Origin of the sequence: Mycobacterium sp. IDR2000157661, from assembly GCF_022317005.1 — a bacterium.
Lineage (GTDB): Bacteria > Actinomycetota > Actinomycetes > Mycobacteriales > Mycobacteriaceae > Mycobacterium.
Genome location: NZ_CP081006.1, coordinates 3,692,019 through 3,712,184 on the forward strand (window position 1 = coordinate 3,692,019; position 20,166 = coordinate 3,712,184).

Below are 20,166 nucleotides of genomic sequence, written 5' to 3' on the forward strand. Positions count from 1 at the left end.
GGCGACTCAGACCTGCAGCGAGTAGCTGTTGGCCAGGTCGTCCTGGGTCACCTGCGCGGTGCGCGACGTGGTGTCCACTCGCAAGGTGGTCTCCGGGGTTCGGGCGGCGTAGCTCCATCCCGGCGGCAGCGACAGGCGTTCGGCCAGAGCAGGCAGGTCGGCCAGCGCGAGGCTCCGGTCGACGGTCTGGCTATAGGTCTGCATCACCCAGCGCCTGCCGTGCGGGTCGACGAGTTCGTAGATCTCGCGTCCGGCGTCGAAGACGAACGCAGCGCTGCGGTCGACCTCGTTGACCTGGTACGGCCCCGGGTTCATCGACGCCAGCTTGACGGTGGCCTGCTCGATCATGTCGATTCCGCCGAACGACTTGATCGTCGGCTCACCGTCGGCCACCTTGTCGATGCTGCTCATCAACCAGTAGCGCGGGCCGTTGAGCAGCGCCGCGACGGCACCGTTGTCCCGGGCGACGGCCTCGGCGTCCAACTGCGACCACAGCTCGTCGGGGCAGTCGTTGAGCGGAAAGGTGTTGTACACCGTGGCTTCCGGTCCGTCGGCGCCGATCCGGACCAGCAGCACCTCGCCGTAGCGCTTGCCGAACACGTCTGTCGCGGCGTCCATCTCAAGCGGCCTCCTTAGTGAGTTGTCGATTTTTTCGGGGTCAGCGCGCCGAGAGCGCGGCGCGGTATCGGTTGCGGGCGGCCAACGTGAGGCGGAAGTCGTCGATCGCCGGGTTCAGGTACTGCTCGCGGTATTGAGCGTCGGTGACCGCCCGGGCGCTGAGGTACATGAACGTCAGCGCGGTGAGGAACATGGTGACCTGAATGAGGGCCTGCGGCACGGGGATCGTCATGCCCAGCAGCGTGCCGTCGCTCGAACCGTTGCGGGTCCACACCGCCAGTAGTTCCGGCGACAGCAGAATCAGACCCAGCACGAAGAACAGCAATGCCGTCACCACCGCGACGACCATGATGTGGGCCAGCTGCGATACCACGAGCACGAAGTACACGTTGAGCCGCTCGATGCGGGTGAGGGGCTCGGCGTCGGGTGGTTCGGGCATCGTCGCGAACGGTGTGCCGTCCAGCCTGGCAACCCGGTCGACGTCCGGTTCGGCGGTGTTCACCATGGTGCGGACCCGGTCGACGGTGACTGACACGACGAACGCCGCGGCGATCGCGGCGAGGAACGCCAGCGCCACCCACAGCCGCGCACGCGACACCGTGGCGGCCATCAGCCACACCGGCGAGTTGAAGAACACCAAGAAGGTCAGCAACAGGACCGGCAGTGCGCGCAGCAGCAGCGAGCCGGCCTCCACCAGATGCGACATCACCGTGCGCGCCACCCAGCCGAGGATCGACCCGACTCCGGTCGCGGTGAGCACGACCGTCGTCGCCACCCCCAGGACCACCAGCATCAGGTTACGGACGGGGTAGGAGCTCGGGCCGCCGAACACGGCGCCGAGCAGCGCGACGACGACTGCACCCGTCCCCGCCAGCATCCGCTCGCGCGGCCCGGGGATGCGTGACACCAGCCAGCCGACCGTCGCCGCGATCGGCACCACCAGCACCAGCAGCGCCAGCACGAACCACTCGCCGCGCGTCGGCCGGCCGTCGATGTCGATCGCGTGCTGGCCCGTCACCGTAACCACCACAATGGTGTTGGCCATCAGCACCGCGAAGCCGGCCAGCGCGGGGGCCGAGCGCGACCACAGCCGCCGAACCAGCCGCCCCGGGCGCAGCACCGCGGGCAGGCCGTGTGCGAGCAACCAGGCGTCGGCCGCGCGTCGCTGCGACGCCTCGATCCCGGCCACCGGCTGAGTCGCGGCCGCGGCGGGAACCCCCCGATCGGATGGCACGGTCGCAGGCTACTGCGCCTCGTCACCTACGCTGGGCGACATGCAACGGATTATCGGAACCGAGGTCGAGTACGGCATCTCGTCGCCGTCCGACCCGTCCGCCAATCCAATCCTGACATCCACGCAGGCGGTGCTGGCCTACGCGGCGGCCGCCGGAATCCAGCGCGCCAAGCGCACCCGCTGGGACTACGAGGTCGAGTCGCCGCTGCGCGATGCCCGCGGGTTCGACCTGAGTCGGTCGGCGGGCCCGCCGCCGGTGGTCGACGCCGACGAGGTCGGCGCGGCCAACATGATTCTGACCAACGGGGCCCGGCTTTACGTCGACCACGCGCATCCGGAGTACTCCGCGCCGGAGTGCACCGATCCGATGGACGCGGTGATCTGGGACAAAGCCGGTGAGCGGGTCATGGAGGCCGCGGCGCGGCATGTCGCGAGCGTGCCCGGCGCCGCCAAGCTGCAGCTCTACAAGAACAACGTGGACGGCAAGGGCGCCTCCTACGGGTCGCACGAGAACTATCTGATGTCGCGGCATACGCCGTTCTCCGCGGTGATCGCCGGCCTGACACCGTTCCTGGTCTCGCGGCAGGTGGTGACGGGCTCCGGGCGCGTCGGCATCGGTCCCTCCGGCGACGAACCCGGCTTCCAGCTCTCGCAGCGCTCGGATTACATCGAGGTCGAGGTCGGCCTGGAGACGACGCTCAAGCGCGGCATCATCAACACCCGCGACGAACCGCACGCCGACGCCGACAAGTACCGCAGGCTGCACGTCATCATCGGCGACGCCAACCTGTCCGAAACCTCGACTTATCTCAAGCTGGGAGCCACTTCGCTGGTGCTGGATCTGATCGAGGAGGGCCCGCAATGCGGGCTCGACCTGTCCGATCTGGTGCTCGCGCGGCCGGTGCACGCCGTGCACGTGATCAGCCGGGACCCCTCGCTGCGGGCCACCGTCGCACTGGCCGACGGCCGCGAACTCACCGGCCTTGCGCTGCAGCGCATCTACCTCGACCGGGTGGCCAAGCTCGTCGACAGCCGCGACCGTGACCCGCGTGCCAACCACATCATCGAGACCTGGGCGGACGTGCTCGACCTGCTGGAGCGCGACCCGATGGAGTGCGCCGAGATCCTCGACTGGCCCGCCAAGCTCCGGCTGCTGGAGGGGTTCCGCAGCCGGGAGAACCTGGGCTGGTCGGCGCCCCGGCTGCACCTGGTCGACCTGCAGTACTCCGATGTAAGGCTGGACAAGGGTCTTTACAACCGCCTGGTGGCGCGCGGTTCGATGAAGCGACTGGTCACCGAACAGCAGGTGATCGACGCGGTCGACAACCCGCCGACCGACACTCGTGCCTACTTCCGCGGGGAGTGCCTGCGGCGGTTCGGCGCCGACATCGCCGCCGCGAGCTGGGATTCGGTGATCTTCGATCTCGGCGGCGACTCACTGGTGCGGATTCCGACACTCGAGCCGCTACGCGGCAGCAAGGCGCACGTTGGAGCCCTGCTCGACTCGGTCGACAGCGCCGCGGAACTGGTCGAACAGCTCACGACGTAAGAGTTGGCGCCCACCGCCCCTGACGCGCGCTATGCCGAGCAATCAGCGCACCGAACGGTAGTGTGGAGTGACGGCGGGCTGTGGACAGCCCGCCTAGCCCGCTCAAGACATACGCAGGAGGCAGCGATGGCTCAGGAGCAGACCAAGCGCGGTGGTGGCGGCGGCGAGGACGACGACCCCACCGGCACGGCCGCCGGACAGGAGCGTCGCGAGAAGCTTGCCGAGGACACCGACGACCTGCTGGACGAGATCGACGACGTCCTGGAGGAGAACGCCGAGGACTTCGTGCGCGCGTATGTCCAGAAGGGTGGCCAGTGACCTGGCAGCATCACGAATCGCTGACCTTTCCCACCCCTTCGGACCACCGTCACCCGGTAGCTCCTTCCGTCCCGGTGGATCTGTCGTCCTTCTCTGAGCTGCTGCGCCGCCAGGCGCCCGGACTGCTACCCGCGAACCGTCAGGCCCTCGGACCCACCGATGCGGTGCCGCACGGCACGACGATCGTCGCGCTGAAGTACCCCGGTGGCGTTGTGATGGCCGGGGACCGCCGGTCCACGCAGGGCAACATGATCGCCGGCCGGGATGTTCAGAAGGTCTACATCACCGACGACTACACGGCCACCGGCATCGCCGGGACCGCGGCGATCGCGGTGGAGTTCGCCCGCCTGTACGCCGTAGAACTCGAGCACTACGAGAAGCTCGAGGGTGTGGCCCTGACTTTCCAGGGCAAGGTCAACCGGCTCGCGACCATGGTGCGCGGCAACCTCGGCGCCGCCCTGCAGGGCTTCATCGCGGTGCCCCTGCTGGCCGGCTTCGACCTCGACGATCGCAACCCGGCCGCCGCCGGGCGCATCGTGTCGTTCGACGCCGCGGGCGGCTGGAACTTCGAGGAGGAGGGTTACCAGTCGGTGGGATCGGGCTCGATCTTCGCCAAGTCCTCGATGAAGAAGCTGTACTCGCGGGTGTCCGACGCCGTTTCGGCGCTGCGGGTGGCCGTCGAGGCGCTCTACGACGCGGCCGATGACGATTCAGCGACCGGCGGGCCGGACCTGGTGCGCGGGATATATCCGACTGCGGTGAGCATCGGCGCCGAGGGCGCCGAGGAGGTGTCCGAGGACCGCATCGCTGAAATCGCCCGCGAGGTCATCGAAAGCCGTTCGCGGGCCGACACCTTCGGCCCTGACGCCATTCACCGCCCGACCGACGCGCGGGGAGATTCGTGAGCTTTCCGTATTTCATCTCGCCAGAGCAGGCGATGCGTGAGCGCTCCGAGCTTGCGCGCAAGGGGATCGCCCGCGGCCGCAGCGTCGTGGCGCTCGCCTACACCGACGGTGTGTTGTTCGTCGCGGAGAACCCGTCGCGGTCCCTGCAGAAGGTCAGCGAGCTCTACGACCGCGTCGGTTTCGCCGCCGTCGGCCGGTTCAACGAGTTCGACAACCTCCGCCGGGGGGGCATCCAGTACGCGGACACCAGGGGATACGCCTACGCCCGTCGCGACGTCACCGGCCGCCAACTGGCCAACGTCTATGCCCAGACGCTCGGCACCATCTTCACCGAGCAGGCCAAGCCCTATGAGGTCGAGTTGTGCGTGGCAGAGGTGGCGCACCATGGTGAGACCAAAGCGCCCGAGCTGTACCGCATCACCTACGACGGGTCGATCGCCGACGAGCCGCACTTCGTGGTGATGGGCGGCACCACCGAACCGATCTCGACGGCGCTGAACGAGTCGTACGCGGAGAACCTCGGCCTGGCCGACGCGGTGAAGGTCGCGGTGAACGCGCTGAAGGGCGGCGGCAACGGCGAGGCGCGCACGCTGGGTCCGTCGACACTCGAGGTCGCCATCCTGGATGCGAACCGCCCGCGCCGGGCGTTCCGGCGGATCACCGGTTCAGCGCTGGAAGCGGTTCTGCCGGAGGACGATCCGGAAGCGGCGAACACCGTGGATGGCGACTAGGCGCAGGCGGGTTCATCGGCTTCGGCCGGGTGCGGCGCAGACCAGCACCATCTCGGCGAACTCGTCCGGGGTTTCGAGTGGCGTGAAATGCCCGACACCCTCGGCGAATTGCACATCCACATCGGTGAAGTAGTGAGCCAACCGGTCGGCCCACGCGGTGGGATACAGCGGGTCGTGCCGGGGCCACAGGACGGCGGTTGGCGTGCGGATCTTGACGGCGCGCTCGGGAGGTAGTTCGGACAGGGACTGGGCCACGGTGCCCGCACCCGCGGGGTACCACGCGATCGAGGTGGTGAACGCGCCGGGCAGGGCGTAGTCGGCGACCAGCCGGTCCAGATCATCGTCGGACAGCGCGAAATGCGGGCCGGACCAATGAGTCCAGAAGTGCCGCAGGTAGTCCCGCACGGCGTCGGACAGGCCGAGTTCCCTGATCAGCCCGACGATGCTGGCGGCCTGCGCGGTGGCACTGTAGAAGTGCCGCACCGCCACGGCGTGTTTGTCCGAGCCGCCGAACCCCCGCAGGTCGGCAACGATCACGTCGGCGACATCACCGAGGATCGGTACGACGAGCCGGTGGTCATGCCGGTTGCCGGGCCACCCGTGCAGCAGCACCACGGCGGGCGCACCCGTCGTGCCGAAACGGCCGTACGCCAGCCGGAATCCGTCGACGGGCGCGCTGTGACCACATCGGCTCATTGTCGCCGCATCTCAGCCGGCTCGATGCAGAGTTACCGAATCACCGGTGATGACGGCGAGTATGTTGCGCCAGGCATCCGACGGCCGGTTCATCACATCGCTGTGGGAGCGGGGACCCGACACCAGACCACCGTCGTCGTAATGGCCTGTGTTCAAACGGATCACGCCCGGCATCTCGTCGGGGTCCGCGCCGTGCGGTCCGCCGGGAACTCCTTGCACGGCCTCGATGAGGTCACCCGGCGGTGTCATGGAGTACCTCAGCACGTCGGGGTTGCGGTTGTGCCACTCGGCGGGCTCGTCCACCCCGACCCCCGCTCCGGCCGCCGCCACGTACAGCGTGCGGTCGGCCGTAAGGCCCAGCGCCTCGGCGGTGCCGACGATGGATCCGCCGTAGGAGTGGCCGATCACGGTGACGGGGATCCGGCGCCCGGTACCGTCCACCGTGCGGTCGACGTCTTCGCTGAACGCCACCAACCGCGGCGCCATCTGCAGCGCGTAGCGCGGGTCGGCGGCGTCGAGCATCCCGCCGATCGACGTACCGCGGGGGAACGGACCGCCCAGATAGGTGATCGTCGCCACTTCGCCGCGGGAGGCGCCGACGAACCGGCGTGCGGTCGCTGTGTTGGCGGCCGACCCCTCGATCGTGGTGTTCAGACCGGGCACCAGCACCGCGACGCTGCTAGCGGCGGACAGGTCGCCGTTGAGCTCGACCAGTGAGGACCGCGCCGGGTCGAACGCGAGGATCTGCCGGTCGACGCGCCGGCTGTCGCGCGCCGGGTCGTCGATCTCACCGAGCAGGCCGCGGTAGAAGTCGATGCGTCCCTCAGCCGCGGGGTCGCCGAGGTCGTCGACGATGCCCTGGGCGATGTTGATGCGATTCGCCGACGTCCGCATGTCCCACGGCACGCCGTCGGTGTTGCCGACCTGGTGCGGATGTTCGGCGATGAGCTGCCGGCGCTGAACGGGGGTCAGCGTGGCGATCTGCGCGCTGATCCGGTCCTGGCTCATCGCGGGCCAGTCGGCGACCGAGGCGGCCCCGGGCCCCGCGCCTGCGGGAACCGTCGCGGCGGGCACCGGCCCGGACGTCGACGCGAAGGCATCGTCGATGTCGGCGGCCGCGTCCGCGTCGGCGACCCCCAGCCGGTCCAGCGCGTCGGTGATCTGAGCGGTCAGCCGGTGCGCCTGCGCGGTGATCAGATCGTCGGCCACGGCGGCGTCGCCACCGGACAGCGCGACGAGCAGGCTCCCGGGCTCGGCCTGCGGGCTCACCGTGCCGTCGTCGGCGACGACGAACCCGCCACCGTGCGCGTCGGCCACCCGCGCCAGCACCACCGCCTGCGCGGCTGCGATCTGGTCCGCCCCGTCACGCGCGGCGACCGCGGCCAGCACCAGGCCGCGGGCGGTGCTGTCGGCGGCGGTAACCAGGCGTCGTCCCCGAACACCGGCGGCGTCGGCCGCCGCGCCGGTCCAGTGGGCGCCGGCCCGGTCGACCTCGGCCGCGGCGGCATCGGCCTGCATCGCCATGCGGCGGGCCGCCTCGTCCCAGCCGCCGGCCAGACGGTGAAGCGCATCGGGCCGCCACGCTTCGGCGCGCGAGACCGTCGGCCGCGTCACCGGCGGCCGAAGCGCTCGCCGTTGCCGTGGTCGGTCCGTTCGAACGCGTCGACCGACATGTGCGCCGCGACCGCCCAGCCGCGCATCGCGGCCACGACTTCGCCCAGCCGCGCCGCTACCAGAGCGGGTGCCGCGATGTTGCCGACGACCGAGTCCGGCAGGTCGTCGGGATCCAGTGTGGGCCAACGCAACTGCGCGACGTGTTCGGCAGCGGCCAGCACCCGGTCGGCGACCGCCCGCAGCCGGGCCGGGTCGACCTCCACGATTTCCCCCATGCCAGCATGCTGGCAGATTTGCGCCGACGGGCGCCGACGTTATCCACAGGCCCCGGCCGCCGGACTTGCTAGCGAACCCGCCAGCGGTGTCCCGGCGCCCCGGTGCGGTGCACGTCATCGGCGCGGCTGCCCACCGTGTCCGGTCGGCAACCAGTAGTCTCGATGAGGTGCAGCGACGAATCATGGGCATCGAAACCGAATTCGGTGTCACCTGCACGTTCCACGGCCATCGCCGGCTGAGTCCCGACGAGGTGGCCCGCTACCTGTTCCGGCGGGTGGTTTCGTGGGGCCGCAGTTCGAACGTGTTCCTCCGCAACGGCGCCCGGTTGTACCTCGACGTGGGCAGCCACCCCGAATACGCGACCGCCGAGTGCGACAGCCTGACGCAGTTGGTCACCCACGACCGGGCGGGTGAGCGCGTGCTCGAGGACCTGCTCATCGACGCCGAGCAGCGGCTTGCCGACGAGGGCATCGGCGGCGACATCTACCTGTTCAAGAACAACACCGACTCCGCGGGCAACTCCTACGGGTGCCACGAGAACTACTTGATCGTGCGTGCCGGCGAGTTCTCCCGTATCTCCGATGTGCTGCTGCCGTTCCTGGTCACCCGCCAGCTGATCTGCGGCGCGGGCAAGGTGCTGCAGACCCCCAAGGCTGCGACGTTCTGCCTGTCGCAGCGCGCCGAGCACATCTGGGAGGGCGTGTCGAGCGCGACCACCCGCAGCAGGCCGATCATCAACACCCGCGACGAACCGCACGCCGATGCCGAGAAGTACCGCAGGCTGCACGTCATCGTCGGTGACTCGAACATGTGCGAATCCACCACGATGCTCAAGGTGGGCACGGCCTCGCTGGTGCTGGAGATGATCGAGGCCGGCGTGGCGTTCCGCGACTTCTCGCTGGACAATCCGATCCGCGCGATCCGCGAGGTCAGCCACGACCTGACCGGGCGCAGGCCGGTACGGCTGGCCGGCGGTAGACAGGCCAGCGCGCTCGACATCCAGCGCGAGTACTACGGCCGCGCCGTCGACTACCTGCAGACGCGGGAGCCGGACACCCAGATCCAGCAGGTCGTCGACCTGTGGGGGCGGCAACTCGACGCGGTGGAGAGTCAGGACTTCGCCAAGGTGGACACCGAGATCGACTGGGTCATCAAGCGCAAGCTGTTCGCCCGCTACCAGGACCGCTACAACATGGAGCTGTCCGACCCGAAGATCAGCCAACTCGACCTGGCCTATCACGACATCAAGCGCGGCCGCGGCGTGTTCGACCTGCTGCAGCGCAAGGGACTTGCCGCCCGGATCACCACCGACGAGGACATCGAGGCCGCGGTCAACACGCCGCCGCAGACCACCCGGGCCAAGCTGCGCGGCGAGTTCATCAGCGCCGCTCAGGAGGCCGGGCGCGACTTCACCGTCGACTGGGTGCACCTCAAGCTCAACGACCAGGCCCAGCGCACCGTGCTGTGCAAGGACCCGTTCCGCTCGGTCGACGAGCGGGTCAAGCGCCTGATCGCCAGCATGTAACTTCTCCTGCGCGAGCGCTCACTCTTGTACGGTTTGAGCGCCGAAATCCGTACCACGATGAGCGCTCACCGGTTATCCACAGGGCATGCTGGCGGCGCTGGCCGTCGGCGGCCAAGAATTCCGGAATGCCACCGGACCTCGTCGCCGTCTTCGCGGAGCAGGGACGGGTCGCCACGTCGGCGCAGATCCTGCGGCACGTCAGCCGTCGAGCGATGCAGCGCCGACTGCGCACCGGCGAGTTGGTCAAGGTACTTCCCGGCATCTACAGCCTCGGCGCGCCGACGGAGCTCACGCGGCTGCGCGCCCTAGACCTCCGATGCGGTGAGCAGGTAGCCGTCTGCCTGGGCACGGCCGCCGCGGTGTTCGGCTTCGACACCGAGGGCGTCACCGAGCTCCACGTGCTCAACCCGGCGGGCCATCTTCTGCGCGATCAGATCGGACTAAGGGTGCATCGGCGGGACGGCGCGCCACTGACCAGCCACCGCGGCCGCCGGCTCACCACTGCTGCGTGGACTGCGGTCGAGGTTGCGCGGGGCCTTCGCCGACCCCGGGCGTTGGCGACTCTCGACGCTGCCTTGGGCACCAAGACCTGTGATCGCGGCGAACTGCTGGCGGCAGCGGATGCGCAGGCGGGCCGGCGCGGGATCGTGACCGTGCGCGAACTCATTCAGATCGCCAGGCCGGGACCGGAATCCCCGATGGAGAGCGAGGCTCGGCTGGTCATGCTCGACGGAGGATTGCCCCAGCCCTGCCTGCAGTACGAGTTAGTCGACCTGGACGGGCGACTGTGGCGGGTCGACTTCGCGTGGCCGGACCACAAACTCGCTGTCGAGTACGACGGCTTCGATTGGCACCGGTCACCGGAGTCGCTGCGGCGGGACCGTCAGAAGAGAGCCGCGCTCGAGGAGATCGGCTGGCGGGTCCTGTCTGTCGTCAGCGATGATGTCCGACGGCACGGTGACGTGATGGTGCGCCGCATCGACGCGCAACTCTCGCGGGCCGCGGCCGCGTGAACGCGCAGCCTTGTCCGGTTCTGGAGCGAAAATCTGTACCGGAGTGAGCGCTCGGCCGTACTCCGACACGCCCTAAGCTGGCAGCCGTGGCGATCTCCAAAGTCGAGCGGCTGATGAACCTGGTCATCGCGCTGCTGTCCACGCGCAGCTTCATCACCGCCGAACGGATCCGCGAGACGGTCTACGGCTACAGCGAGACCGCCAGTGACGAGGCCTTCTCGCGCATGTTCGAGCGCGACAAGAACGAACTGCGCGACCTGGGCATCCCGCTGGAAACCGGGCGGGTGTCGCAGTTCGACCCCACCGAGGGCTACCGCATCAACCGCGACGCGTACGCGTTGCCCGCCGTCGAACTGACCCCCGACGAGGCGGCCGCGGTGGCGGTGGCGACGAAACTGTGGGAGTCGCCGGAGCTGATCACCGCCACGCAGGGAGCCTTGCTGAAACTGCGCGCCGCCGGCATCGACATCGACGCCGTCGACTCCGATTTCGCGATCGCGTCGACCGCGTCCCTGCCCGGGCTGCGCGGTTCCGAGGAGGTGCTCGGAATCGTGCTGTCGGCCATCGACTCTGGGCAGGCCGTGCAGTTCCGGCATCGGCCGGCACGCAGCGAGCCCTACACCACCCGAACCGTCGAGCCCTGGGGTGTGGTCACCCACAGGGGCCGCTGGTATCTGGTGGGCCATGACCGGGACCGCGACGCGACGCGCACGTTCCGGCTCTCCCGCATCGGTGCGGATGTCGCGGTGATCGGGCCGGCGGGCGCGGTGCGGCGACCCGACGGCGTCGACCTCCGCGAGATCGTCGACCGCGCCGTGGGGGACTGGCCATCGGGCGGGCAGGCGCGGGTGTGGCTGGCCGAGGGACGTGGCACGGCGCTGCGGCGGCGCGCGACGATGATCGGCCCCCACACGCTGAACGGCCGCGCCGGTGAGGAGATCTCGTTGGACATCGGCATGTTCGACCGGTTGGCCCGCGAGATCGCCGGCTATGGACCCGACGCGGTGGCGCTCGAACCGCAGTCGCTGCGTGAGGACGTGGTGGCGCGGCTGCGCGCCCAGGCAGAGCGAGCGGGAGCCGAAGCGTGAGTACCGTGTCGACCCGGCTGGTGCGGCTGCTCAACATGGTGCCGTACTTCCAGGCCAACCCGAGGATCACCTACGCCGAGGCGGCGTCGGACCTCGGCGTCAGCGTCGACCAACTGCGCGACGACCTGAACCAGCTGTGGATGTGCGGGCTGCCCGGCTACGGGCCCGGTGACCTGATCGACTTCGAGTTCTCCGGCGACACCATCGAGGTCACGTTCACCGCCGGCATCGACCACCCGCTGCGGCTGACCTCGCCGGAGGCGACGGGCGTGCTGGTGGCGCTGCGGGCGCTGGCCGAGGTGCCCGGGATGGTCGATCCGGAAGCCGCGCGCAGCGCGATCGCGAAGATCGAGTCGGCAGCGGGCACCGTGGGCGCGGGCTCGCCCACCGCCGCCGTCGACGAACCTGCGCCGATGGAGAGCGAGGCGGCCGCCGCCGTGCGCGCGGCGGTGCGCGACGACCGCGCGCTGGCCATCGAGTACTACTCGGCCTCCCACGACCAGCTGACCAGTCGTACCGTCGACCCGATCCGCGTCGTGCTGGTCGGTGACCACAGCTACCTGGAGGCCTGGTGTCGCACCGCCGAGGGCGTCCGGCTGTTCCGGTTCGACCGCATCGTCGACGCACAGGTCCTCGACGAGCCGGCGACCCCTCCGCCGCCTGCGGTGCAGGCCGAACCGGACACCTCCCTGTTCTCTCCCGATAATGCCGACCCCTCGCTGCCGTCGGCGACGCTGCTGATCGACCGGTCGGCGTCCTGGATGTTCGACTACTACCCGCTGGGGGTGCTTCGTGAGCTGCCCGACGGCGCCTGCGAGGCCGCGATGACTTACGCCTCGGACGACTGGATGACCCGGTTCGTGCTCGGCTTCGGGTCCGCGGTGCGGGTGCTCGAGCCTGCCGGGCTGGCGGCCAGGGTGCGCGAATCGGCCGCCGCGGCGCTGAGCGCATACGGGGTCAACGAGTAGACTGGCCGCGACGTCTGGAGGTAACCAAATTGGGTGGTCTACAACCCTGGCACTGGGTCATCGTCATCGCCGTGTTCGTGCTGCTCTTCGGTGCCAAGAAGCTCCCGGACGCGGCGCGCTCGCTGGGCAAGTCGATGCGGATCTTCAAGTCGGAGATCAAGGAGATGCAGGCCGATTCTAAGCCCGACACGGCGACACCGATCGCCTCGGAGCGGGTCGACCCCGCGACCCACAAGGCGGCTGGATCCGACGTCGCCGCCGGAGCGGCTCCGGAGACCGAACAGCCGTCGGACAAGCGTCCGGCCTGATCGTCACCGGTCCACCGCGCGCGGCGTGATGCCGCGTCAGTAGGCATGCCGTGCAGACCCCCGGAATCTTCAAGAAGCTCGATCCTCGCCGACGGCGCTCGCGGGCCAACCCCGACGGGACCATGTCGCTGGTCGAGCACCTGCACGAGCTGCGCAGTCGGCTGCTGATCGCGGCCGCCGCGGTCGTGCTCACCACCATTCTCGGGTTCCTCTGGTACACCCACGGCGTGTTCGGCCTGCCCAGCCTGGGCGAATGGCTGCGGGGCCCGTACTGTGCCCTTCCGGACTCCGCCCGCGCCGACATCACCGCCGACGGGGCGTGTCGGTTGCTGGCGACCTCGCCGTTCGACCAGTTCATGTTGCGTCTGAAGGTGGGCCTGACCGCAGGCATCGTGTTGGCGTGCCCGGTCTGGCTGTATCAGATGTGGGCCTTCATCACCCCCGGCCTGTACAAGCAGGAACGCCGGTTCGCGGTCGCGTTCGTCACCGTGGGCGCGGTGCTGTTCGTCGCGGGCGCGGTGCTGGCCTACGTGGTGCTGGCCACGGCGCTGGGTTTCCTCCTGACCGTCGGCAGCGATGTGCAGGTGACGGCGTTGTCGGGCGACCAGTACTTCGGGTTCCTGATCAACCTGCTGCTGGTGTTCGGCTTCAGCTTCGAGTTCCCGCTGCTGATCGTGATGCTGAACCTGGTCGGGGTGCTGACCTACGAGCGCCTCAAGGCGTGGCGGCGCGGCCTGATCTTCGCGCTGTTCGTGTTCGCCGCGCTCTTCACCCCCGGCTCGGACCCGTTCTCGATGCTGGCGCTGGCGCTGGCGCTCACGGTGCTGCTGGAATTCGCGATCCAGCTGGCTCGCCTGCACGACCGCCGCAAGGCGCGCCGGGCCGCACTCGAGGAGATCCCCGACGAGGAGGCGGCGCCTATCGGCAGCCCCGAACCGATAGCCGAACCCGTCGAGGCGTCGAGCGCCGTGCCGACACCCGCTCGGCCGGTGGTCGATGACGATGCCACCTGACCAGTTGACCGGCTTCGCCGAGCAGCTGTCGTTCACCCTCGACGACTTCCAGCGACGCTCCTGTGAGGCACTGGAGAGTGGCCACGGCGTGCTGGTGTGCGCACCGACGGGTGCGGGCAAGACCGTGGTGGGCGAGTTCGCGGTCCACCTGGCCCTGGCCGCGGGTGGCAAGTGCTTTTACACCACGCCCATCAAGGCGCTGAGCAACCAGAAGCACAACGATCTGGTGCACCGGTACGGCCGGGAGAAGATCGGGCTGCTCACCGGCGACCAGTCGATCAACGGCGGCGCCGACGTCGTGGTGATGACCACCGAGGTGCTGCGCAACATGCTGTACGCCAATTCGTCGACGCTGCAGGGTCTTTCCTACGTCGTGATGGACGAGGTGCACTTCCTGGCCGACCGGATGCGCGGCGCGGTGTGGGAGGAGGTGATCCTGCACCTGCCCGAGGAGGTGCGGCTGGTGAGCCTGTCGGCGACGGTGAGCAACGCCGAGGAGTTCGGCGGCTGGATCCAGACCGTCCGCGGCGACACCACGGTGGTGGTCGACGAGCATCGGCCCGTCCCGCTGTGGCAGCACGTGCTGGTGGGCAGGCGGATGTTCGACCTGTTCGACTATCGGGCCGGGGGCGCGGCCAACGCCGGCCGCGAACTCGTCGTCGACCCGGAGTTGTTGCGGCACATCGCCCATCGCCGGGAAGCAGACCGGCTGGCCGACTGGCAACCGCGCGGTCGTGGCCGGTCCGGGCATCGCGGGCGACCGACGATGTACCGGCCGCCGAGCCGGCCCGACGTGATCAGCACGCTCGAACGCGAGGATCTGCTGCCCGCGATCACGTTCATCTTCTCGCGGGCCGGCTGCGACGCCGCGGTCAAGCAGTGCCTGCGCTCGTCGCTGCGGCTCACCACCGAGCAGGAGCGCAAGCGGGTCGCCGAGGTCGTCGACCGCCGCTGCGGTGACCTGCCCGAGTCGGACCTGATCGTGCTCGACTACCACGAGTGGCGCGAAGGCCTGCTGCGCGGGCTGGCGGCCCACCACGCGGGCATGCTGCCGGTGTTTCGCCACACCGTCGAGGAGCTGTTCTCCGCCGGGCTCGTCAAGGCCGTGTTCGCCACCGAGACACTGGCATTGGGTATCAACATGCCGGCGCGCACTGTGGTGCTGGAGCGCCTGGTCAAGTACAACGGCGAGCAGCACGTGCCGCTGACGCCGGGGGAGTACACCCAGCTGACCGGGCGCGCGGGCCGGCGCGGCATCGACGTCGAGGGCCACGCCGTGGTGCTGTGGACGCCCAACGACAGCACGGCCGAACCCGCCGAGGTGGCCGGCCTTGCGTCGACGCGAACCTTCCCGCTGCGCAGTTCTTTTGCGCCGTCGTACAACATGACCATCAACCTGGTGCAGCAGATGGGACCGGCCCAGGCGCACAAGCTGCTGGAGAGTTCGTTCGCCCAGTATCAGGCCGACCGCTCGGTGGTGGGCCTGCGGCGCGGCATCGAGCGCGGCGAGCGGATGCTGGGCGAGATCGCCGACGAACTGGGCGACGAGTCGATTCTCGACTACGCGCGTCTGCGCCAGCAGATCTCCGAACGCGAACGCGCGCAGTCGCGGGCCTCGCGGCTGCAGCGGCGCCGGGCCGCCAACGACGCGCTGGCCTCGCTGCGCCGCGGCGACATCATCACGATCACCCACGGCCGCCGCGGCGGGCTGGCCGTCGTGCTGGAACCCAGCCGCGACGACGACGACCCGCGGCCGCTCGTGCTGACCGAACACCGCTGGGCCGGGCGGATCTCGTCGGCCGACTACTCGGGCGCCTCCGAGCCGCTGGGCCGGATGACGCTGCCCAAACGGGTGGAACACCGCAACCCGCGTGCGCGGCGCGACCTCGCGTCGGCGCTGAGGTCGGCGGCCGCCGGGCTCGATGGCCCGTCGGTGCGGGCCAAGCGCAGCGGAGAACCGAGGGAGCGAGACATCGATCCCGAACTGGCCGCGCTGCGTGCGCGGTTGCGCGAGCATTCCGCCCACCACCTACCGGAGCGCGAGGAGAAGGTGCGCCTCGCCGAGCGCTATCTGCGCATCGAACGGGACAACGGGCAGATCGGTCAGAAGGTCGCCGCCGCCACCAACTCGCTGGCCCGCACCTTCGACCGGATCGTGGTGCTGCTGACCGAGCGCGGATTCATCGCGGGAAACGCCGACGATCCCAAGGTCACCGACGACGGTCGGCTGCTGGCCCGGATCTACAGCGAGAGTGACCTGTTGGTGGCCGAGGCGCTGCGCGCGGGCATCTGGGAGGGTCTCGACGCCGCCGAGTTGGCCGGCGTGCTGTCGGCGGTGCTGTACGAGTCGCGTGGCGACACGCCGGGCGGCCGCGAGGGCTTCGACATCCCCACGGGCAAGCTGCGGCGCGCATTGAACCAGACCCGCAGGCTGTCCTCGGAACTGCGCCTCGACGAGCAACGCCACCGGATCACGCAGAGCCGCGAACCCGACGACGGGTTCGTCGCCGCGATATTCCGGTGGGCCACCACCGGGGATCTGACCAGCGCCCTGGCCGCCTCCGACGCGACGGCCAGCGGAAACCCGCTGTCGGCAGGCGATTTCGTGCGTTGGTGCCGCCAGGTGCTCGACCTTCTCGACCAGGTGCGCAACGCCGCTCCCGACCCGGCGCTGCGGGCCACCGCGAAACGCGCGATCAACGACGTTCGACGCGGTGTGGTCGCCGTCGACGCGGGGTGACGCGGGTCGCACAGCCCCTGCGCGGCTGCGCCAGCCTGAATACCTCATCCCACGTGCATGCAACGGTAGGGTGTTGCCAGCACGACGGAAGCAGGCCGCGACTCGGCCGCGGGCGATCAAGGAGTGAGATGAGCGGACCGCAGGGATCTGATCCGACGCAGTCGTGGCCCGGTGAGCAGCAGCAGCCGGACCAGTCGACGGGCCAGCCGTCCAGCGACCCGTCGGCCAACCAGCCCTGGCAGCCGCAGCCGTCGGGCGGCGACGCCACCCAGGCGGCGCCCCAGTGGCAGCCGCCGGCCTACGACCCGCAACAGCAACAGCCGCCGGCGCAGTACCCGGGTTATCAGCAGCCGGGTTACCAGCCGTCGCAGTATCCGGGCGCCGAGCAGCAGTTCGGCCAGCAGCCGACCGAGTACAACCCGCAGGCCTACCAGCAGCCCGGGCAGTACGGTCAGCCCCAGTACGGCCAGCAGTACCCCCAGCAGCCCGGCCAGCCGCCGTACGGCCAGCCGCCGACGGGGCCGTACGGTCAGCAGCCGGGCCAGTTCGGCCAGTATCCGCCGTATCAGCAGCCTGGCTCCGAGGACGGCTCGAAGCGCTCGCTGGCGGTGATCGGCGGTGTGATCGGCCTGCTGGCCGCCCTCATCGTTGCCGCCGTGCTGGTGATGGGCTTCTGGAAGCCGGGCTTCTTCGTCACCAAGAAACTCGACATCGACGCCGCGCAGTCCGGCGTGGAGCAGATCCTCACCGACGAAGCGAACGGCTACGGCGCCACCAACGTCGAGGACGTCAAGTGCAACGACGGCCAGAACCCGACCGTCGAGCAGGGTGCCACGTTCAACTGCGAGGTCAGCATCGACGGCACCAAGCGCCAGGTCACGGTCACGTTCCAGGACGACGACGGCACCTACGAGGTCGGCAGGCCCCGCTAACCCAGCAGGTAGGCCCGGGCGGGCCGGCTTACCGCCTGCTCAGCTGTCGGGGAGTCCGTCCAGGGCCTTCTGCAGCCGGCCGATCGACGACGTGACGCCGTAGGTCTCGGCGAGTTCGGCGACCTTGCGCGGGTGTTCGGCGGCCAACGGGAGCGCATCGGTCTTGGTGGACCAGTCGAGGTCCGCGTCGGTGGCCACCCGCACCACCGGCCCCGCCGCCTCGATGTAGTCGGCGGCGTTGAGCAGCTTCTTCCGGTACGCCTTGGACATCTTCGACTTGGGATCGTTGGCGGCGGCCAGGATGTTCTCCAGCGAACCGTGCTGGCCCAACAGCGTCGCCGCGGTCTTCTCGCCGACGCCCGGCACGCCGGGCAGCCCGTCGCTCGGGTCGCCGCGCAGCAGCGCCAGTTCGGCGTAGGCGGGTCCGGCGCGATGCACCGGGACGCCGTACTTCTCCGCCACCTCCTTCGGGCCCCACCTGATGGCCTTGGCCAACCCGCTGCCGAGGTAGAGCACGCGCACGGGCACCGGTTCGTCGCGCACGAGCTGCAGCAGGTCGCGGTCACCGCTGACCACCACGACCGCAGCGCGCTGCTCGCGGGCGGCCAGCGTGCCGAGCACGTCGTCGGCCTCGCAGTCGGGCGCCCCGGCCGTCGCGATGCCGAACGCGTCGAGGATCTCGAAGATCATGTCGACCTGCGGGGTCAGCTCGTCGGGCACCTCCTCGACGTCGGGCTCACCGGCGGGATGCTCCTCGAGCACCCGGTGGGCCTTGTACGACGGCACGAGGTCGACGCGCCACTGCGGGCGCCAGTCGTCGTCTCGGCACACCACCAGCCGGGTGGGCCGCTCGCGGGTGATGACCGTGGCGACCGCGTCGAGAAATCCGCGCAGCGCGTTGACCGGTCGCCCGTCCGGTGCCTTGATCTTGTCGGGCACCCCGAAGTACGACCGGAACCACATGCTGGCGCCGTCGAGCAGCACGAGAGCCATGCGGGCCATCCTGCCAGGCGCGCGACCCGGCGATTAACCTCATGTCATGAGCGCCAGTCGATTCAGCTCCGATGTCTACGCAGCGCGGATTGAGGCGGCGGCGTCGGCCGCTGCCGACACGGGGCTCGACGGCCTGGTGGTAACGCCCGGATACGACCTGCGCTACCTGACCGGGTCGCGGGCGCAGACCTTCGAGCGGCTGACCGCGCTGGTGCTGCCCGCCACCGGCGAGCCGACGGTCGTCGTGCCCAGGCTGGAACTGGCCGCGCTGAAGGAGTCGGCGGTGCCCGAACTCGACCTGGCGGTGCGGGACTGGGTGGACGGCGACGACCCGTATGCGCTCGTGGCGCAGGCGCTCGGCGGCGGGGTTCCCGCGGCGGGGTCGTCGGGAGGGCTCGCCGTTGCGGTCACCGACTCTATGCCCGCGCTGCACCTGCTGCCGCTCGCCGACGTGCTCGGTGCGGTACCGGTGCTGGCGACCGCCGTGCTGCGCCGGCTGCGGATGATCAAGGACCCCGCAGAGATCGACGCGCTGCGCAAGGCCGGCGCGGCCATCGACCGGGTGCACGCCCGGGTGCCGGAGTTCCTGGTCCCGGGCCGGACCGAGGCCGACGTCGCCGCCGACATCGCCGAAGCGATTGTCGCCGAAGGCCATTCGGAGGTGGCCTTCATCATCGTCGGCTCGGGCCCGCACGGGGCTGACCCGCATCACGAGTGCTCGGACCGCGAACTGCGGGCCGGCGACGTCGTCGTCGTGGACATCGGCGGCCCACACGAGCCCGGCTACAACTCCGACTCCACCCGCACCTACAGTATCGGCGAGCCCGCTCCGGAGGTGGCGCGCCGTTACGCGGTCCTGCAGCGCGCGCAGCGGGCCGCCGTGGAGTCGGTGCGACCCGGCGTCACCGCCGAAGAGGTGGACGCCGCCGCGCGCGACGTGCTGGCGGCCGAGGGTCTGGCCGACGTCTTCGTGCACCGAACCGGGCACGGCATCGGTCTCTCGGTGCACGAGGAGCCCTACATCGTGGCGGGCAATCCGCTGCCCCTGCAGGAGGGCATGGCGTTCTCCGTCGAACCGGGCATCTACTTCCCCGGCGAGTGGGGGGCGCGGATCGAGGACATCGTGATCGTCACCGCCGACGGCGCGATGCCGGTGAACAACCGGCCGCACGAACTGGTGGTGGTGCCCGCAGGTCCGGGCGCGACGGCCTAGTCTTCGGCCCGGTTCAACAGGTCCGACGAGCCGAGCACCCGCTCGACGCGCACCTCGATGACGACGCGCTTCGGGTTGACCCGTGGCGTGCGGTACCGCTGGGCGTAGCGCAGTTCGGCATCGCGCACCGCATCGGCATCGGTGTTGACCCTGGCCTTGCCCTCCAGCGAAAGCCACCGTGCGCCGTCGACCTGACTGAGCACGGCGACACCCTGGCGCTCGGCGTTGACGGCCTTCTGCGACCCGCCGCTGGTGATGACGCGGGCAATGTGGGTCGCCGGGTCGAACGTGAACCCGACGGCGACGACGTGCGGCGAGTTGTCCGATCGCAGCGTGGTCAGCATGGCCAGATGGCGCTCGGACAAGAACGCCAGCGCGTCGCTGGTGAGCCGGGTGGTGGCCTTGCGACCCGATGTAGCCATCGGGGCCAAC

The 20,166-nt window shown here is 69.8% G+C and carries 20 protein-coding genes; 13 read left to right on the forward strand and 7 right to left on the reverse strand.

Features of this window, described 5'->3' with window-relative positions; all coding sequences use genetic code 11:
* Positions 1 to 6 precede the first annotated feature (6 nt).
* Together K3G64_RS19065 and K3G64_RS19070 are read right to left on the reverse strand one after the other, a co-directional pair.
* Positions 7 to 618 (reverse strand): hypothetical protein, encoded by a 612-nt coding sequence (locus K3G64_RS19065; RefSeq protein ID WP_238886496.1) that lies wholly within the window; start codon positions 616 to 618, stop codon positions 7 to 9.
* A 40-nt stretch (positions 619 to 658) separates the two neighbouring features.
* Positions 659 to 1,852, reverse strand: a complete 1,194-nt coding sequence (locus K3G64_RS19070; RefSeq protein WP_238886498.1) for a hypothetical protein — start codon at positions 1,850 to 1,852, stop codon at positions 659 to 661.
* Positions 1,853 to 1,892: 40 nt separating this feature from the next.
* On the opposite strand from K3G64_RS19070, the gene dop reads away from it, so the two are divergent.
* From dop to prcA, 4 genes are all read left to right on the forward strand, one after another.
* Positions 1,893 to 3,401 (forward strand): depupylase/deamidase Dop, encoded by a 1,509-nt coding sequence (gene dop / locus K3G64_RS19075; RefSeq protein WP_238886500.1) that lies wholly within the window; start codon positions 1,893 to 1,895, stop codon positions 3,399 to 3,401.
* 126 nt (positions 3,402 to 3,527) lie between these two features.
* A complete protein-coding gene (locus K3G64_RS19080) occupies positions 3,528 to 3,719 on the forward strand; it encodes a ubiquitin-like protein Pup (protein WP_238886501.1) in 192 nt (63 codons plus the stop codon).
* 20 nt (positions 3,720 to 3,739) lie between these two features.
* Positions 3,740 to 4,624, forward strand: a complete 885-nt coding sequence (gene prcB, locus K3G64_RS19085; RefSeq protein WP_238950824.1) for a proteasome subunit beta — start codon at positions 3,740 to 3,742, stop codon at positions 4,622 to 4,624.
* Complete coding sequence (gene prcA / locus K3G64_RS19090; protein WP_238886502.1) at positions 4,621 to 5,355, forward strand: proteasome subunit alpha; 735 nt, start codon at positions 4,621 to 4,623, stop codon at positions 5,353 to 5,355. Before prcB ends, prcA begins: the two co-directional genes overlap by 4 nt.
* A gap of 12 nt (positions 5,356 to 5,367) precedes the next feature.
* On the opposite strand, the gene K3G64_RS19095 is transcribed toward prcA, so the two are convergent.
* The 3 genes from K3G64_RS19095 to K3G64_RS19105 are packed head-to-tail and all read right to left on the reverse strand — an operon-like array spanning position 5,368 to position 7,940.
* Positions 5,368 to 6,051, reverse strand: coding sequence for an alpha/beta fold hydrolase (locus tag K3G64_RS19095; RefSeq protein WP_238886503.1), 684 nt, complete (start codon positions 6,049 to 6,051; stop codon positions 5,368 to 5,370).
* Between the two features lie 12 nt (positions 6,052 to 6,063).
* Positions 6,064 to 7,665 carry an alpha/beta hydrolase gene (locus K3G64_RS19100; RefSeq protein ID WP_238886505.1) on the reverse strand — a complete coding sequence of 534 codons (1,602 nt, stop codon included), beginning with the start codon at positions 7,663 to 7,665 and terminating at the stop codon, positions 6,064 to 6,066.
* The gene (locus K3G64_RS19105) at positions 7,662 to 7,940 is read right to left on the reverse strand and encodes a DUF7162 family protein (RefSeq protein ID WP_238886507.1); all 279 of its coding nucleotides are present in this window, start codon (positions 7,938 to 7,940) and stop codon (positions 7,662 to 7,664) included. Before K3G64_RS19105 ends, K3G64_RS19100 begins: the two co-directional genes overlap by 4 nt.
* Positions 7,941 to 8,107: 167 nt before the next feature.
* Between K3G64_RS19105 and pafA the strand changes: the two genes are divergently transcribed.
* From pafA to K3G64_RS19145, 8 genes are all read left to right on the forward strand, one after another.
* A complete protein-coding gene (gene pafA / locus K3G64_RS19110) occupies positions 8,108 to 9,466 on the forward strand; it encodes a Pup--protein ligase (protein WP_238886510.1) in 1,359 nt (452 codons plus the stop codon).
* Positions 9,467 to 9,591: 125 nt separating this feature from the next.
* A complete protein-coding gene (locus K3G64_RS19115) occupies positions 9,592 to 10,479 on the forward strand; it encodes a DUF559 domain-containing protein (protein WP_238886512.1) in 888 nt (295 codons plus the stop codon).
* A gap of 86 nt (positions 10,480 to 10,565) precedes the next feature.
* Positions 10,566 to 11,567, forward strand: a complete 1,002-nt coding sequence (locus tag K3G64_RS19120; protein ID WP_238886514.1) for a helix-turn-helix transcriptional regulator — start codon at positions 10,566 to 10,568, stop codon at positions 11,565 to 11,567.
* Entirely contained in the window at positions 11,564 to 12,535 is a 972-nt protein-coding gene (locus K3G64_RS19125) for a helix-turn-helix transcriptional regulator (protein ID WP_238886516.1), read from the forward strand. The genes K3G64_RS19120 and K3G64_RS19125 overlap by 4 nt, the downstream gene beginning before the upstream one ends.
* Positions 12,536 to 12,564: 29 nt before the next feature.
* On the forward strand, positions 12,565 to 12,843 hold the full coding sequence (tatA, locus tag K3G64_RS19130; RefSeq protein WP_238886518.1) for a Sec-independent protein translocase subunit TatA: 279 nt from the start codon (positions 12,565 to 12,567) through the stop codon (positions 12,841 to 12,843).
* Positions 12,844 to 12,893: 50 nt separating this feature from the next.
* Positions 12,894 to 13,856 carry a twin-arginine translocase subunit TatC gene (gene tatC, locus K3G64_RS19135; RefSeq protein WP_238886520.1) on the forward strand — a complete coding sequence of 321 codons (963 nt, stop codon included), beginning with the start codon at positions 12,894 to 12,896 and terminating at the stop codon, positions 13,854 to 13,856.
* Positions 13,846 to 16,596: a DEAD/DEAH box helicase gene (locus K3G64_RS19140; RefSeq protein ID WP_238950826.1), complete on the forward strand. Its 2,751-nt coding sequence runs from the start codon at positions 13,846 to 13,848 to the stop codon at positions 16,594 to 16,596. The genes tatC and K3G64_RS19140 overlap by 11 nt, the downstream gene beginning before the upstream one ends.
* Positions 16,597 to 16,724: 128 nt before the next feature.
* The gene (locus K3G64_RS19145) at positions 16,725 to 17,528 is read left to right on the forward strand and encodes a DUF4333 domain-containing protein (protein WP_238886522.1); all 804 of its coding nucleotides are present in this window, start codon (positions 16,725 to 16,727) and stop codon (positions 17,526 to 17,528) included.
* A 39-nt stretch (positions 17,529 to 17,567) separates the two neighbouring features.
* On the opposite strand, the gene K3G64_RS19150 is transcribed toward K3G64_RS19145, so the two are convergent.
* Positions 17,568 to 18,521 carry a 5'-3' exonuclease gene (locus tag K3G64_RS19150; RefSeq protein ID WP_238886523.1) on the reverse strand — a complete coding sequence of 318 codons (954 nt, stop codon included), beginning with the start codon at positions 18,519 to 18,521 and terminating at the stop codon, positions 17,568 to 17,570.
* Positions 18,522 to 18,567: 46 nt separating this feature from the next.
* On the opposite strand from K3G64_RS19150, the gene K3G64_RS19155 reads away from it, so the two are divergent.
* A complete protein-coding gene (locus K3G64_RS19155; RefSeq protein ID WP_238886525.1) occupies positions 18,568 to 19,734 on the forward strand; it encodes a M24 family metallopeptidase in 1,167 nt (388 codons plus the stop codon).
* Here K3G64_RS19155 and K3G64_RS19160 read toward each other — a convergent pair.
* A complete protein-coding gene (locus tag K3G64_RS19160) occupies positions 19,731 to 20,156 on the reverse strand; it encodes a F420-dependent biliverdin reductase (protein WP_238886528.1) in 426 nt (141 codons plus the stop codon). The genes K3G64_RS19155 and K3G64_RS19160 overlap by 4 nt on opposite strands.
* Positions 20,157 to 20,166 lie beyond the last annotated feature (10 nt).